Raw genomic sequence first — 15,020 nt, forward strand, 5'->3', positions numbered from 1 at the left:
GACAGCCCGAAACCGCGCCAGCGGGTTCGGCGGAGACTGGCAGGTGCGCCAGCAGCTGCCTGTCGGAGTCGGGCCTGACGACCGGATGCCGCCAGGCAGCCGGGAGCCGAAGGTGCGCCCGGCAGACAGAACAACACTGCAGTAGTCAGAATCAGAGCAGCAGATAAAGGAACAACAACATCAGGAACAGTTCCATAACATAAGAAAGAAACACTCCTGAGTCAGACACATCACAGACGGGAAGGGTAACGGGCGACGCGCCAGCGTGGCCCGCTTCCCTTCCGGCAGGCGTCAGCCTGCCAGGGGTTTTCGCGCGGGCTGACAGGCGGCCTCCACCGCCTGCCCCTGTATCACCTGTTTCTGCTGCCCTGAAGGATGTAGTGACCACCGAGGAAAACAGCCTGCTGATTCGCCACAAAATCGCAGATTTCATCAACAATCTGTGCGGTGGTGAGCGGTTTCTGCCCCATTTCACGACGCCGCGCATTAATCACGGCTTTGTATTTACGCAGAATTTCGCGGGTTTCCGTGCTGATATTCATGACATGTGCTCCCCGTCCAGCGCCTGTAACACAACGTCCATTGCTTCGCGTTCCTCCCTGACGAATGCGTCACCGTCGCCCCCGTTCTCACTCCCGACGGCATACAGGCGCTTCATTTCACTGCCTGCCAGCGCCATCACTTTTTCCAGCATCACCGCCGGAACTGTCACCTGACGGCTGGCGCGCTTTTCTTCCATCAGCTCACGAACAACGTCGTGAACAATGCTGACATCCGCACCATGCTCAAAGGCATCGTCCAGCCGCTGCATGACGGTTTCCAGCTCATCGTCTGACAGGTTCCAGTCCTGGGCTATGTGGCGCACATCCCCACGGGTCAGCACCACGGCAAAAACGCATTCACTGTCCGGCACGTCTGTATCCAGTACATCGCGGATGATTTCTTTAACAGTACAGTACATGTTCTCGTCTCCTTTGCAGGGGCGGCATTGCCGCCCCTTCCGTTAATCAGTCCAGAGCCGCGTAAATCGCGTTGCATTCGGGGTGAAATTCGATGTGACGCCACAACTGCGCATCGCGCATCCGGTAAAGCTGGGTCAGTCCTGCATCCCCGCTGTCGTGGTACAGCCACAACTGGCGGTTAATCACAAGGGAGGTCAGGATGATGCCTGCGGCATCAGCACTCACGGTACGGTCAAACCAGTTTGCACCGTTCACCATGTGGAAACGGTCGCCATCCGGCATCATGTAACCGCCACCGTCCGGCAGGCGGATGAAGTGCCAGAAGCCTCCCTGATATTCCGGCATCATTTTTTGCGCCAGCGCGTATACAGACGCCTCGGCATACAGAAAATCCTGGCCAAACAGGTAAGGCAGAAAGGAGAGACGGTCGCACTCTTCAACGTTCAGAGTGACAGGTTTCGCATATTGCATGATGTTTTCCTCCGTTGTTCACATATTCCGCGACACCGGGCGGTGCCGTGCCTCCATAAAAGCCGGGCGATAAGGCGGGGATGCACAGGGCGCAAGGGAAGCCGCAGCCTGACGCACACGGCTGGCGGGAGTTGGAGGGTGAGACCGCGAAACCTGAGCGGGTGAACGACCGGAAAATCACGGCAGACGGGAAGGAGGGACCGGGTGACCGCAGCGGCGAAGCGTACCCTTGCATCAACGCCAGCCCGGCTAAGATGGAGGCACGGCACCGCCCGCACACGGCGCTGAAGCCACATAACTGAAACCCCACAAGGCCATGCCCCGCATGGTCGGCGGCGGCGACTTCCTTTGTGCTCTGTCCGGGGACCGGCAGGAAAAAGGCGGGGATTTTCCCCGCCATCATCAGCCCCTGATTTTTGCCAGGGCATCCGCCATGCTGCGGATTTCAGTCCGGGCTTCCCGGACCACCTCCCGCAGAACACCACGATCAAACCAGCGGCGGGGCGGTTCGCCCGGCATACGCAGCACATCGCAGGCCAGCCCACTGGACAGGATATGCTCAATACAATCGCTGACCAGGTACATTTCCACCGACGAAAAACGTGCTCCCCGGTTCACGATGGCATCGAGCACCACGGGCAGGTTTTCGTCATCTTCATCGAGCCAGCAGGGGTGATCGCTTTCCTTCACGACCAGGCGAAAGCGGCGCGTCTGGCGGATCAGCAACGTCTGACCGGTGGTGGTCAGCGCCGCCCGGATACGCCGCGCATCTTCTGCCACCTGGTAACAGATGCTTCGTACCGCATCGTGCACCGCATCAAGAACTGCCCTGATTTCGTCTTCGGTCAGCCATTCTCCGGCATACGGGAAAGACACCTGCGTTCCGTCTGCCGGAAGTACCGGCAGCGACTGCCACTGACTGCCGGACAGTACCAGTTCCGCCCCGGTTCCGGTCAGTTTCTGAATGGCGGAGGCCAGGTGCGGCGGCAGCACGCCATCGTGGCGGTTAACGAGTAACGTCGCCAGCCGGGGCGCATCCAGCCGCACGTAAATGCTGATCCAGCCCGGATAGTTCGGATTTCGCTGGTCAACATCCGTCTCTTCCGGCCAGCCCTGCGCCAGCAGCAGGTTGCGGGCGTGACGACAAATCAGTGCGTTCAGCGTGCTGTTTTCGTTCATGATTAAGCGTTCTCCCTGTATCGCCGCCCGCAGGGCAGGCGGCGATAACATCAGTCGTTTTCGTGTGTGTTGTTTTTCAGCAGGGCTCGGGCCTGATTAACCACCGCCTGTCGGCGGGTGACGCATTCCGGGACGGCGAGGCCGTTATCACGGGCGGCCCACTCACGTTTCCACAGTGCCTGTTCGGCGGTCTGAATCAGGGACGCCAGCAGTTCAGCAGGGACGGTCACCTGGCGGTTTTCGCTCACGTTGCTGATAATCTCCATCGCAGCGGCGGAAGAAATACCGGATTCACTCCGCTGGTCTTCCGGGATGTCCTCCAGCCGCGCCAGGACGGTCCTGATTTCATGATCGGACAGGGAAATATCCATTCCGTCAGCGAGGGCCTGAATTTCTTCCGGGGACCAGATAACCAGCATCAGCGGCGCATCTCCCGGATACTTTGCTGCCAGCTCCCGGCATAGCGTTTCGCATGTTCCGTACATTCTCGTCTCCTTCTCAATCTTTGAAGCAGGAATCCAGTTCCAGAATTTCGGTATACGCCTCCATAAACAGGCGATTGGCGCGATACAGCGTCTGGCGTGTCAGGCGTTCAACAAGCACATCGGAATCAAAGCGACAGCGATGCTCCATATCGTTCAGCCTGGCCCGAAGGTCACACATGGTGTTGGCCACTTCCGCCACGTCGGCGCGAAGTTTTTCGTGTCCGGCATAGTTCATTTACGCAGCCTCCGGTTCAAACCAGTTATCATTCGCGGCCCCCTGCTGCATGGCCCGTTGCACGGCGGCCAGTCGTTGCTGTCCGGCACGGTGATACTGTTCAAGCAGCTCGATACCGATATACCGGCGTCCGGACTGAAGGGCGGCCACACAGGTTGAGCCGCTGCCTGCAAAGGGGTCCAGCACAATCGCGTTCGGATGTGTGAAGCTCTCAATCAGTGGTTGCAGGCTGGTAACAGGCTTTTCCGTCGGGTGATGACGATTGCCTGAATATTTCCAGCCCAGCACGTCGGGCAATGGCTTCTGAGGCAGCGCCGGACGCCCTTTTGCCAGGATGTAAGCGCATTCGTGGCGATAGCCCACATATGCGGCCTTCGATGTGTAGGTTTTGGTAAACACCAGGTGGCCAACCCGCTGAATCCCGCATTTTTCCAGGCGGCCATAAAGCGATCGACGCGGTTCCAGCCATAGAAGCTCACCATCAGCGCATCTTTTTTCAGCACGCGGTACATTTCATTACAGGCCGGTTGCAGCCATTCATCGGTTTTATCGCCGGCGATGGTACGCCCCTGACGGTCACGGAAACCGACGAGATATGGCGGGTCGGTGAGGGTGCGACGTGAAAGTCGCACAGTTTGTTGTTTTAACTTTATGTGAATGAAGTAGTAAAACCAGGCGTTCCGTCGCCTGTAGCCTACCGAAGCATGCGGAACGGGTAACGGTTCGGTATGAAGCCTTCGGGACAACGTAGCCCGGTTTTCACGCCATGTGGAATCCGTGAGGAGGAAACATGTCTGCCAGTGTCAGGGCGGATGGGGCGCAAGGCTGGATGGCAGGGTTAACACATGTGAACTGCTGATAAACATCGTCAATCCCGAACGGGCCAAAGGCACTGACAGGCCCGACCCAAAATGGGGACGTAGCTGGACCTTCCTTTTCTCACTGGGAGGGCACGGACATCAAAGCTACCGGTGGATAGGCAGAACCTAACCCATCCTTGCAAACTGTGCGGAACACGGTAAGCCCGTATCACTGCCCTCAGGGCAGGCTAACCGCGAGGAAAGCTGTCAGTGATGCGGGTACAGGAGTGCGGAGAAAGCGAATGCCATCCTGTAATGGGATGGACAGGAATTGAGCTGTTTCAGCAACATCATTCCACGCGAAAGCGGGCAGACTTCCGCATGGTCTTTCAACACGAGATAACCTGAATACCTTTGAAGGAGGGTAAGCAGATGACTGCGAAAAACATAAACGCGGGTGCACCCACCGACATCGTGACTCACTGGCACAATATCAACTGGGCCAGGTGCCGTCGCGAGGTCAGAAGGCTGCAGGCGCGTATCGTGAAGGCAACACAGGAGGAGAAAGCGGGCAAGGTAAAAGCCTTGCAATGGCTACTCACCCACTCGTTCAGCGCCAGAGCAATGGCAGTTAAACAAGTGACAGATAACAGAGGGAAGAGAACACCGGGCGTTGATGGAAAAACATGGTCAAAACCCGGCAGCAAGATGAAGGCTATATACACACTAAAAAGAAGGGGTTACAAACCTCTTCCGCTACGGCGTATATATATCCCAAAATCTAACGGCAAAAAGCGACCATTGGGGATCCCGACAATGAAAGATAGAGCCATGCAGGCACTCTATCTGATGGCGCTGGAACCTATTGCAGAAACAACGGCTGACCCAAATTCGTTTGGGTTCAGGCCCTGTCGCTCAACAGCCGATGCCATTGAGCAATGTTTCACAACGTTGCACAGGGCTGATCGGGCACAATGGATTCTGGAAGCCGACATTCGCAGTTGTTTTGATGAGATTTCACATGAATGGCTAATCGCCAATATCCCAACGGATACGGCGATCCTGAAACGATGGCTGAAAGCCGGATATATTGATTTGGGGAAATTATATCCAACCAGTGCAGGTACTCCACAGGGCGGAATAATATCTCCAACGCTGGCAAACATGGTTCTGGATGGTCTGCAACCTCTGTTGAAGAAAACCTTCTATCGAAGCGGACTGAATCCTGAAAAGATCAACATAATCCGTTATGCGGACGATTTTGTGATCACGGGGATAAGCCACGATACTCTGTCAGAAAAGGTTCTTCCCTTGTTAGAAAACTTTCTGGCAGATAGGGGACTTACCCTCTCACCAGAAAAGACGCGAATCACACACATCAGTGATGGATTCGACTTTCTGGGTATGAACATCCGTAAATATAATGGGAAACTGTTGATTAAACCTTCGCCCCAAAAGGTAAAGGAATTCCTGAAAAGGGTCCGTCAGACGATAAAAGACAATCCGACAGTCAGCCAGAGCACATTGATATGGCATCTCAACCCAATCCTCAAAGGCTGGGCCAGATACTATCGTCATGTTGTTTCAAAAAAGATCTTTCACAAAGTCAGTCATGAAATATGGAAAGCACTATGGCGCTGGGCATGTCGCCGCCACCCAAAGAAAGGAACGGGCTGGATAAGAAGGAAATACTTTCGTTCAGTTAACTTCCGACACTGGGTATTCGGCACAGAGACAGGGAAGATCCTGCCATCAGGCAAACGTGAATTACTGGCGTTATATGAAATCTCGGATATGCCAATCAAAAGACACAGACAAATCAAAAGCACTGCTAATCCTTTTGATCCCAGCTACGAATCGTACTTTGAAGCACGGCTAAAGGCTACGATGCTGGAATCCATACGGGGCTACTCTCGCTTAAGAAATCTGTGGCTCCGACAGGGAGGTCTATGCCCCGTCTGCCGCCTGCCAGTGAACTCCACAACAGGCTGGCAACTTCGACACATTGTGCCGAAATCAGAAGGGGGACTGGATAACACAGGTAATCTGGCCATGTTACATCCGGCATGTCATCACACTGCAAAACATCAGGGAATATCTGTTATGAAGCCGGCTCTAATGTGGAGTTATTGAAAGGCTTGAGCCGTATGCCGGGAAACCGGCACGTACGGTTCTTAGGGGGCAGCTGCACAGCAATGTGCAGCTGCTACCCGACATGAAATCGACAGCATTGCCCGGAAACGTGGCCATAACACGCACGCAGTCACCCTGGATAAAACGGGACATAACAGCACTCCTTCTCTTACAGAGGGCACCGGGAGGGCGCCCCTGTGGTGCCCGTTCCCCACTGCCTGTGGGCTGTTCACCGCGTCCGGTAACGGGTCAGGCCGACCGTGGAATACCGCAGCCGTCGTCTTTCTGACGGCGAGGATATGCCGCGAAAGCGGCTTGAAGGGCGTTCATCAGAAAAGGGCGACGGGCTGGCGTACACTGTCACCGACGCCAGCCGGGAGCGGTAAAAGCGCCCGTCCCGTGCCCGCCGGACGCGGGACACTGACCACAGGCAGCGTTCCTGCCGCGCCGCGTCAGCCGGCGCAGTAAAAAGAGGAGCACGGCGACATCCTTTACCGGAAAAGAAACGGGCGGTTGCCCGCCCGTCTCCGTCATACTTCATCCGCCATAATGCGCCACATTGTCGACTATCCACGCAGGTCCGGTGACTTCCGGCAGCTCATCGTCATCTGTCGGGGAAGACCATTCAAGTTTCCCCCACAGCACATCAACGAGCTCTCCACGCTAATACAACTGCCAGCCACAGAAATCACAGCCCTGTTCTGCATACCAGTGATATGCAGAGGGGACATCTTTCAGAACACCACCGTTAAAGCCGTTCACTTCAACATCCAGGCGGATGAGCAGAACCGTCAACAGGTCAAACGGCATAGTTTTTCCGCTAGTACGTTGTCACATAGACGGTTCCACCACACCGATACATTCTCGTTAGTCCAGAAGCCACACCAGTCACCTCTTTTTGCGGTGAAATGCACGGTGATGGTTTCCCTGGCATCATCCGGTAATCCTTCCCAGCGACACTGTCCAGTACCACTCTGCAGCCAGAGTTCATGCAGCATCAGGCAGTTTTGCTCATCCAGTAGCACACCGTTCTGCAGGTGCATTAGCCAGCGGGTGAACGCGATATTCTCCGGCGATACAACGCCACGTCCGGCAGCCTTCAGTCCGTGGCACTGTTCAGAGCGGATATCTTCAGTGGTCAGCAGAAGTCCGGCACTTCCGACCACAAACAGCTGAATACCTTCATCTGTGGCGCACCAGTTTTGCATGGGAATTCTCCTCTTACATGCGGCCTAGGTAACTAGGTATTTTGTCCACAGAACCGTGCGAAAAATGCTGTGGATAAGCTGGACACAGTAGCCATACAGCCGCACGCCGAGACTACTCCGTTCTACGGGTTGAAACGATATGTCAATAGTTGTTCTTGACAGGCATTAATGGAATTGTAGTCTCACGCTGATAACCTGATCGACAATACAAGTGGGACCATGGTCCCAGACTGATTATCCGACCGACGATACGAGTGGGACCGTGGTCCCAGACTGATTATCCGACCAACAATACGAGTGGGACCGTGGTCCCAGACCGATAATCAGACCGACAATATGAGTGAGACCGTGGTCCCAGACTGATTATCCGACCAACAATACGAGTGGGACCGTGGTCCCAGACTGATTATCCGACCAACAATACGAGTGGGATCGTGCTCCTAGACTGATTATCAGATCAACAATATGAATGGGACCGTGGTCCCATATATAATATTCAGACCAGTTAGTTATGTTTTCTAGCCTGTGCTAAAGGAAATTAAGTAAAGACAGATAAATGTAGACTAAAACGTGCCGCATCAAAGTGCCGTTTTTTCAAGTTCCTTAAGAATGGCTTCAATTTTCTCTATACACTCAGTTGGAACACGAGATCTATCTAGGTTTAGCACCATTTTATCGCCCTTGTACAACACTGTCGCTCCAGGAGCAAACTGATGTCGTGAGCTTAAGCTAATTCTTGAGGCAGATGACGTTTTAAGCACAGACGTTAAAAGAGTGATGACTTCTTCAGCTTCAAATATCACCCCTGCTTTTTTCTGCTCGTGAAGGTTAGATGTCTGCTGCTTAAGTAATTCTTCTTTATCTGTAAAAGCTCTTTGAAGTGCATCACCTGACCGGGCAGATAGTTCACCGGGATGAGAAAAAAGAGCAACAACTGATTTAGGCAGTTTAGCTGTGTTGATACAGCGGGTAATAATCTTACGTGAAATATTTTCCGCATCTGCCAGCGCAGAAATATTTCCAGCAAATTCATTCTGCAATCGGCTTGCATAACGCTGCCCACGTTCATAAGCACTTGTTGGGCGATAATCATTACCCAATCTGGACAATGCAGCCATCTGCTCATCATCCAGCTCGCCAACCAGAACTCGATAATCACTTTCTGTAAGTGCAGCAGCTTTACGACGGCGGCTCCCATCGGCAATTTCTATGACCCCAGACACTCTTCGACCAAATGCTGGTGTCTGCTGACCTGTCAGTAGAAAAGAAGGGATAAGATCATCCAGGGCGTCTTCGGTAAGCAGTTCCTGGTCACGTTCATTACCTGACCATACCCGAGAGGTCTTCTCAACACTATCTCCCCGGAGCACCTCAAGGGTAAATTTCACGTCCCGACCACATACAGGTAAAGTAATAGCATTACCACGAGCCATAGCTCCAACGCGCGCAATTAACGAATCCACCATCGGTGCAGCTGGTGCCGATGACGAAGTATCCTCAAGCGGTTGAGTCTTAAGCGTATGTTTTGGAATTACAGGCGCACGCTTCATTATCTAATCTCCCAGCGTGGTTTAATCAAACGATCGAAAATTTCATTGCAGACAGGTTCCCAGATAGAAAGAGCATTTCTCCAGGCACCTGTTGAAGAGCGTTGATCAATAGCCTGTTCAAAAACAGTTCTCATCCGGATCTGACCTTTACCAACTTCATCCGTTTCACGAACAACATTTTTTAGAACCATGCTTCCCCAGGCGTCCCTAATTTGCTCCTCCATCCACGGGGACTGAGAACCATTACTATTACTGTATTTGGTAAGCAAAATACGTACATCAGGCTCGAACCCTTTAAGATCTACGTTCTTGAGCAGATCACGAAGCATATCGAAAAACTGAAGAGCGGAAGTGTAGTCGAACAACTCAGCAGGCGTGGGGACAATCAACACATCAGCAGCACATACGACATTAATCGTGCCGATCCCCAGGTTAGGCGCGCTGTCAATGACAATGACATCATAGTCATGAGCGACGGTTTCAATGGCCAGTCGGAGCATTAGGTGTGGATCGGTGGGCAATTTACCTTCATCAAATTTGCCCATTAACTCAGTTTCAATGCGGTGCAGAGCTAAACAAGAAGGAATAACGTCAAGCCCAGGCCAGCAAGTCGGCTTTATTGCATAAGTGACATCGTCCTTTTCCCCAAGATAGAAGGGAAGGAGAGTATCCTCTGCATGAATATGAAGATCTGGCACCCAGCCGTGATACATCGATGCTGTTCCCTGGGGGTCGTTACCTTCCACGAGCAGAACACGTAGTCCCTTCAGAGCCAGATCCTGAGCAAGATGAACAGAAACAGAGGTTTTGTAAACGCCCCCTTTATGAGCAGCAACTCCGATCACCGGCGGAAATACGTCTTCAGCGCGTCGCAGTCGCGTACCAAACACGTCACGCATATGATTAATTTGTTCAATTGTATAACCAACACGTTGCTCAACCCGTCCTCGTATTTCCATATCCGGGTGCGGTAGCCGGCCTGCTTTCTCAGCATCCCTGATAGCCTGAGGAGAAACCCCAACTAAATCCGCTGCTTCGCCTATTCTCCAGCGTCGGGTGATTTTTCTCGCTTCCGGACTGTCATCATTAAACTGAGCAATGGCGATAGCCTTCGTCATTTCATGACCAGCGTTTATGCACTGGTTAAGTGTTTCCATGAGTCTCATTCTGAACATCCTTTAATCATCACTTTGCAAGTTTTTATTAAATCTTGCATTTTATTGCAAAGCAACAAAAAAATTGCAAAGCTATCAAAAAACCGCAAAGTCCTTTAAAATGAGAGCAACAAAACAAAAAATATAAGAAGAACATACTTTATCGATTGGCATAGGGGGCAGCACAAGGCTGCGCCCCTGCCACACCACCCAGTATGTGGGTTCGCACTGGGCGGTTCGAGAAGTTGAGGTTATGCGAGTCCAGGGAAGCCTAAAGCATCAAAGTAGTAGACTGTAAGTATACGGTTCAGTCCAGCTTCGCTGTGTTTCCACCAGTGCCCCTCGCCTCCTGCCATAAGTCCTGCGGCCTGCTCATAGGTAGCCCCGAGATTGCGGAGGCGATTATAGACAGTCGTTCCCGTGCGCCAATGCTTAAGCTGGAAAGCTCGGAGTAGGTGACGTATCCACGAGTCCAGATCTTTGAATATCTTCGGGGTTTGTGCCAGCCGGAAGTAGGACTTCCAGCCTCAAAGGTATATCCGCATCTGTTCGGCAATCTGGCTCATGCCCTGGCCTCCAACGCATCTGGTGATGAGCCGGTGTCGAGCGCCTTTGTCATGCCACGATGTTTGACCGTTTTATATCACTGGCGCTGACAAACACGACAGAATTATCAGGCATGGTGTCAATCAGTTCATAATTTTTCCATCGGAGCAGCCTACCACCGGTGATAACCTGACTTTGCCTGTAGTTTGTATATACAATCCCTGGCATTGAAACACACATATGAAGTGTACTTCGGATATGACCGTGCGCTCAGGAAGTACGGCAGATTCCGTCAAAAATTACCTGTAAAGACAGACATCAGAAAAAACGGTGCTCGCCGCAGACCGGTGACCGGGCGAAGCCCGCGAACCGGCGAGGAAGCGCAATGGATCTGTAATCACAGTGAGCAGGTACGCCCTGAAGCCTTCATAATCGGTAGTGTATGCTGTTTTTCCGGAATGATTTATCCACATATCCATAGGCCCGATCCAGTAAACAGATCCATGAATGATCAATAAAGGATCCATTAAAGATCCCCATATCGCTGCAAACCTTGTCACTCATGGGGCGGGACCACGATCACATAAGCTGTGGCATGTTACTGATAAACTGTAACATGCTAATGATAAGCTGTATTCAGTAATCCATATACTGCAGTAAGCTAATGACATAAACTATGGTCAGTACGCCAGACTCAGCTGTTAAATACAGGCTGCAGATTTTTCTTCAGTCAGTTAGCGGGGTTCTGACATCCGATTTTCTGTTTATTCTTTTACTGTCCACAGGCTGGAGGCTTTCTGGAAAACGAAAATTCAGACATCAAAAAACTGTTCGGCGAGGTGGATAAGTCGTCCGGTGAGCTGGTGACACTGACACCAAACAATAACAACACCGTACAACCTGTGGCGCTGATGCGTCTGGGCGTTTTTGTACCGACCCTTAAATCGCTGAAAAACAGTAAAAAAAATACACTGTCACGTACTGATGCCACGGAAGAGCTGACGCGTCTTTCCCTGGCCCGTGCTGAGGGATTCGATAAGGTTGAGATCACCGGCCCCCGCCTGGATATGGATAACGATTTCAAGACCTGGGTGGGGATCATTCATTCCTTTGCCCGCCATAACGTGATTGGTGACAAAGTTGAACTGCCTTTTGTCGAGTTTGCAAAACTGTGTGGTATACCTTCAAGCCAGTCATCCCGCAGGCTGCGTGAGCGCATCAGCCCTTCCCTGAAGCGCATTGCCGGTACCGTGATTTCGTTTTCCCGTACCGATGAGAAGCACACCCGGGAATATATCACCCATCTGGTACAGTCAGCTTACTACGATACTGAGCGGGATATTGTGCAGTTACAGGCCGATCCCCGCCTGTTTGAACTGTACCAGTTTGACAGAAAAGTCCTTCTCCAGCTTAAGGCGATTAATGCCCTGAAGCGACGGGAGTCCGCCCAGGCACTCTACACTTTTATAGAGAGCCTGCCCCGGGATCCGGCACCGATATCGCTGGCGCGGCTGCGTGCACGCCTCAATCTGAAGTCTCCTGTATTTTCCCAGAACCAGACGGTCAGACGGGCAATGGAGCAGCTGCGCGAGATTGGATATCTTGATTACACGGAGATCCAGCGGGGGAGGACAAAACTCTTCTGCATTCACTACCGGCGTCCCCGGTTAAAAGCGCCGAATGATGAGAGTAAGGAAAATCCGTTGCCACCTTCACCTGCGGAAAAAGTCAGTCCGGAGATGGCGGAGAAACTTGCCCTGCTTGAGAAACTGGGCATCACGCTGGATGACCTGGAGAAACTCTTCAAATCCCGCTGAACATAAACTGTAGTCAGTGAAGAGTGTTCCTTTACTGACTACAGCTTATATTATCAGGTGCAGTGAGTGGTCTGCTCACTGCAGTTTATATTCAGTTTCCTGCAGTGCTGTCTGTCGCTGAGCTGCCATCTGCCGGTCTCTTACGTGAGTCACCCCGTAACCTGATGCTGAGGCATTGCTCCCTTCATAAAACATGACTTACTCACCACAGCTTATATAAGGAAGCGCGTATGCCGTCACCTCAGGGGAGGCAGTGTACGCAGGATCTCCGCAGCATCCCGCCCGTCACCTGTGAAAGGCACTGCCAGCGTGGCAGCCATATCCAGCGCAAACACTCTGGTATAAACTTCCATCGAACGTGGATCCCTGTGACCAGCCAGTGCCTGGATGACTTTCCGGGGCTGGCGGTGATAGAGCATGTGCATGATATAGCTGTGCCGGAAGGTGTGTGGTGTGACCGGAATCGAAAAGTGTACCCCGTCAGCTTCGGCCCGTCTGACAGCCTGCTTCAGCCAGTTGCGCATGGTTTCGTCGGTCACGGCCCATAATGGTTCACGACGACGGGGCCGGGTGGTGATCATCCAGCTTTCCATCTGCCTGACATAGCTTATATCTGTCAGCGGAACCAGGCGCACTTCATCTTTTGGCGGGCGTCCGCGTCGCGCACGCACTTTTTCGGACAGGATCCGCACAAACGGTCTTACACCATCCAGGTCAAATGATTCCGGCGTCAGCATCCGGGCTTCACCAATACGCATTCCGGTATTCCAGAGGGTGGCGAACAGCATATGGTGACGCTGATCCGGCATATAGAAGAGAAGGGCACTGACTTCCGGGGCCAGCAGGTAGGCCGGTGTGGCCCCCGTGGAGGTGGCCATTCTTCTCAGGGAGAGCGCTGTTGCAAAATCCACCCCCGGCGCAATGGGTAACAGGGAGACGCGTTCTGGTGAATTCTGCAGGGGAATGACATTGTTCATGAGTTATTTTTCACGTAGCACACGCACTGTTTATGGATACAGGTATTCTGACCTGAACGCCCGGATCCTTCCACGACAATAAATCGCAGCACGCGGATCCTTTTGTTTGCTTATCACGCATTATTGCGGGTAAAACCAAATACGTAAAGGCGCGTTTTGCAGCAGGGATCCCGTCTTAAGCCAGTCATGGCGCGGGTTGAGGACTGGTTTGCCGTTTTTGGGAGAATTGGGGTAATGCCAGGACGAATGAGATCTGAGAACACAGAGAAAGAGAGATGAAAGCGGAAGGTGTGCTACGTGAATTCTGACCAAGACACTTCCCTGTGACTTTGCCAATTTCCACGTAGCGCAATGAGGTTACTGACTACTGCCAGTTGAGATTACAGCTAGCACCCTTCTGCTGACTAAATATACGGATAATAATATCCGTATCCGTCTGTATAAAATAAAGCATATGCTTTTCAACGGGCAGTGCACAGATATATTCCCCATTTCAAGACGGGGAGTATCGATATTATTATTATTCATAATCTGAAAATGCCAGATATCTAATTAATATATATGTCGAGCAGCCCTTCACCGAAATGTTGGTACCCGTAATACCAGATATCCTCCAGCTCCTGACTAACTTTAGGTGTGAGTTTAACGGTTTTCACTGGCAGCCCTCGTGCCTGCTTTAACTTTTTTCAGGGATACATCCTTTTCCCACGCCACAGGCTTGCAGTTGCTCAAGTCTTTTGCCAGTAAATCTCGTTGGCCTGGATACGTAACTCTGCCTGTATCTCGCGCAGGAGACGAAGTGATTCGCGGATAACGTCACTCTGAGTACAATAATCACCTAATTCTATTAGTGATTCTATAAATTCATGGATTTCGTCCCCGAGAGCAGCCATATAACTCCTGATGTTTGTAATTCTGAGTATTACAATCATATTATTAAAAAAGGCTCGTCTTGTACCTATATTTTATACTCACCAACACTGCTGACGAAATGCAGCAGGTGAAGACAATCTGAATACTGGATATAGTTAAAGGAATAAGGCCAATTCCAAATGTTATAATTGTTATTGAGATAAAAAATCATGAGTTATACGCCACCTACGTTGTCAAACGTTTACCGGTATCAATGACAAAAAAAGGTTCAGCTTTAGACATTTTGTAAATATTATTATCGATGTACCAACCATTAAAAATAACAACAGTTCCTCCAGTGTTTTGGATGTTAATGATTATTTTACTTTGCAACCCATTGATAAATTTTGCAAGATAAGTAGCAATATTTTGTAGACGTTCAAAACCATAACCTTTATCCAGAAGAGCATAATTTGACTGGATTAATAAAATGTCACTAGGCTTATTATCAGCATCGGGGAAAAGGTAAGCGTCAACAGAGCGCCGTATTGACACTTATTTATCGGTGAAAACTACGTTCCATGGCAGCAGTTCGTCAACACGGTTGGAGGGCCATTCCGGCAGTACGCTCAGGATATGGCGCAGATACGC

The 15,020-nt window shown here is 51.6% G+C and carries 14 protein-coding genes and 5 pseudogenes; 2 read left to right on the forward strand and 17 right to left on the reverse strand.

All coding sequences use genetic code 11. The annotated features are described in order from the left end of the window. Window positions 1–350 precede the first annotated feature (350 nt). The 7 genes and pseudogenes from C7B16_RS22490 to C7B16_RS22525 form a co-directional block, all read right to left on the reverse strand. Entirely contained in the window at window positions 351–542 is a 192-nt protein-coding gene (locus C7B16_RS22490; RefSeq protein WP_096964308.1) for a hypothetical protein, read from the reverse strand. Continuing rightward, window positions 539–961 carry a DUF1380 family protein gene (locus tag C7B16_RS22495; RefSeq protein ID WP_048827622.1) on the reverse strand — a complete coding sequence of 141 codons (423 nt, stop codon included), beginning with the start codon at window positions 959–961 and terminating at the stop codon, window positions 539–541. The genes C7B16_RS22490 and C7B16_RS22495 overlap by 4 nt, the downstream gene beginning before the upstream one ends. Before the next feature lie 46 nt (window positions 962–1,007). Then, window positions 1,008–1,433, reverse strand: a complete 426-nt coding sequence (locus C7B16_RS22500; RefSeq protein WP_107180177.1) for an antirestriction protein — start codon at window positions 1,431–1,433, stop codon at window positions 1,008–1,010. A gap of 402 nt (window positions 1,434–1,835) precedes the next feature. Further along, on the reverse strand, window positions 1,836–2,612 hold the full coding sequence (locus tag C7B16_RS24900) for a hypothetical protein (RefSeq protein WP_181244202.1): 777 nt from the start codon (window positions 2,610–2,612) through the stop codon (window positions 1,836–1,838). 50 nt (window positions 2,613–2,662) lie between these two features. After that, window positions 2,663–3,181, reverse strand: a complete 519-nt coding sequence (locus C7B16_RS22515) for a DUF1380 family protein (RefSeq protein WP_249440101.1) — start codon at window positions 3,179–3,181, stop codon at window positions 2,663–2,665. Further along, window positions 3,111–3,332, reverse strand: a complete 222-nt coding sequence (locus C7B16_RS22520; RefSeq protein WP_001104873.1) for a hypothetical protein — start codon at window positions 3,330–3,332, stop codon at window positions 3,111–3,113. Before C7B16_RS22520 ends, C7B16_RS22515 begins: the two co-directional genes overlap by 71 nt. Next, window positions 3,333–3,943: pseudogene (locus C7B16_RS22525) on the reverse strand (DNA methylase); the annotation flags it as partial. A 621-nt stretch (window positions 3,944–4,564) separates the two neighbouring features. Here C7B16_RS22525 and ltrA point away from each other — a divergent pair. Continuing rightward, window positions 4,565–6,265, forward strand: a complete 1,701-nt coding sequence (gene ltrA, locus C7B16_RS22530) for a group II intron reverse transcriptase/maturase (protein WP_096924477.1) — start codon at window positions 4,565–4,567, stop codon at window positions 6,263–6,265. An 81-nt stretch (window positions 6,266–6,346) separates the two neighbouring features. On the opposite strand, the pseudogene C7B16_RS24905 reads toward ltrA, so the two are convergent. The 6 genes and pseudogenes from C7B16_RS24905 to C7B16_RS22555 form a co-directional block, all read right to left on the reverse strand. Then, window positions 6,347–6,418, reverse strand: a pseudogene (locus tag C7B16_RS24905) (adenine-specific DNA-methyltransferase); the annotation flags it as partial. Between the two features lie 76 nt (window positions 6,419–6,494). After that, window positions 6,495–6,806 (reverse strand): hypothetical protein, encoded by a 312-nt coding sequence (locus C7B16_RS22535; protein WP_258182603.1) that lies wholly within the window; start codon window positions 6,804–6,806, stop codon window positions 6,495–6,497. Continuing rightward, window positions 6,803–7,473, reverse strand: a pseudogene (locus tag C7B16_RS25095) (DUF1281 domain-containing protein). The gene C7B16_RS22535 and the pseudogene C7B16_RS25095 overlap by 4 nt, the downstream one beginning before the upstream one ends. 578 nt (window positions 7,474–8,051) lie before the next feature. After that, the gene (locus tag C7B16_RS22545) at window positions 8,052–9,023 is read right to left on the reverse strand and encodes a ParB/RepB/Spo0J family plasmid partition protein (protein ID WP_107180179.1); all 972 of its coding nucleotides are present in this window, start codon (window positions 9,021–9,023) and stop codon (window positions 8,052–8,054) included. After that, window positions 9,023–10,189 carry a plasmid-partitioning protein SopA gene (gene sopA / locus C7B16_RS22550; protein WP_107180180.1) on the reverse strand — a complete coding sequence of 389 codons (1,167 nt, stop codon included), beginning with the start codon at window positions 10,187–10,189 and terminating at the stop codon, window positions 9,023–9,025. The genes C7B16_RS22545 and sopA overlap by 1 nt, the downstream gene beginning before the upstream one ends. Before the next feature lie 239 nt (window positions 10,190–10,428). After that, window positions 10,429–10,692 (reverse strand): annotated as a pseudogene (locus C7B16_RS22555) (group II intron maturase-specific domain-containing protein); the annotation flags it as partial. An 870-nt stretch (window positions 10,693–11,562) separates the two neighbouring features. On the opposite strand from C7B16_RS22555, the gene C7B16_RS22565 reads away from it, so the two are divergent. Next, window positions 11,563–12,540, forward strand: coding sequence for a RepB family plasmid replication initiator protein (locus C7B16_RS22565; RefSeq protein WP_000361612.1), 978 nt, complete (start codon window positions 11,563–11,565; stop codon window positions 12,538–12,540). Between the two features lie 236 nt (window positions 12,541–12,776). Here C7B16_RS22565 and C7B16_RS22570 read toward each other — a convergent pair whose 3' ends face one another. From C7B16_RS22570 to C7B16_RS22595, 4 genes and pseudogenes are all read right to left on the reverse strand, one after another. Continuing rightward, window positions 12,777–13,517 carry a tyrosine-type recombinase/integrase gene (locus C7B16_RS22570; RefSeq protein ID WP_001066942.1) on the reverse strand — a complete coding sequence of 247 codons (741 nt, stop codon included), beginning with the start codon at window positions 13,515–13,517 and terminating at the stop codon, window positions 12,777–12,779. A 642-nt stretch (window positions 13,518–14,159) separates the two neighbouring features. Next, window positions 14,160–14,410 (reverse strand): annotated as a pseudogene (locus C7B16_RS22585) (type II toxin-antitoxin system ParD family antitoxin). A 205-nt stretch (window positions 14,411–14,615) separates the two neighbouring features. Next, window positions 14,616–14,924 carry a hypothetical protein gene (locus C7B16_RS22590; protein ID WP_258182604.1) on the reverse strand — a complete coding sequence of 103 codons (309 nt, stop codon included), beginning with the start codon at window positions 14,922–14,924 and terminating at the stop codon, window positions 14,616–14,618. Continuing rightward, on the reverse strand, window positions 14,925–15,020 hold a 96-nt coding region (locus C7B16_RS22595), incomplete at its 5' end, for a transposase domain-containing protein (protein ID WP_143192617.1).

The sequence above is a fragment of the Escherichia sp. 20412-1 genome (assembly GCF_003027595.1).
Taxonomy (GTDB): domain Bacteria; phylum Pseudomonadota; class Gammaproteobacteria; order Enterobacterales; family Enterobacteriaceae; genus Escherichia; species Escherichia marmotae.

Excerpts from the sequence above, each read along its gene's own strand:
- C7B16_RS22490 (WP_096964308.1), bottom strand. The coding sequence starts at position 542 with ATGAATATCAGCACGGAAACCCGCGAAATTCTGCGTAAATACAAAGCC.
- C7B16_RS22495 (WP_048827622.1), bottom strand. The coding sequence starts at position 961 with ATGTACTGTACTGTTAAAGAAATCATCCGCGATGTACTGGATACAGAC.
- C7B16_RS22500 (WP_107180177.1), bottom strand. The coding sequence starts at position 1,433 with ATGCAATATGCGAAACCTGTCACTCTGAACGTTGAAGAGTGCGACCGT.
- C7B16_RS24900 (WP_181244202.1), bottom strand. The coding sequence starts at position 2,612 with ATGAACGAAAACAGCACGCTGAACGCACTGATTTGTCGTCACGCCCGC.
- C7B16_RS22520 (WP_001104873.1), bottom strand. The coding sequence starts at position 3,332 with ATGAACTATGCCGGACACGAAAAACTTCGCGCCGACGTGGCGGAAGTG.
- ltrA (WP_096924477.1), top strand. The coding sequence starts at position 4,565 with ATGACTGCGAAAAACATAAACGCGGGTGCACCCACCGACATCGTGACT.
- C7B16_RS22535 (WP_258182603.1), bottom strand. The coding sequence starts at position 6,806 with ATGAAGTATGACGGAGACGGGCGGGCAACCGCCCGTTTCTTTTCCGGT.
- C7B16_RS22545 (WP_107180179.1), bottom strand. The coding sequence starts at position 9,023 with ATGAAGCGTGCGCCTGTAATTCCAAAACATACGCTTAAGACTCAACCG.
- sopA (WP_107180180.1), bottom strand. The coding sequence starts at position 10,189 with ATGAGACTCATGGAAACACTTAACCAGTGCATAAACGCTGGTCATGAA.
- C7B16_RS22570 (WP_001066942.1), bottom strand. The coding sequence starts at position 13,517 with ATGAACAATGTCATTCCCCTGCAGAATTCACCAGAACGCGTCTCCCTG.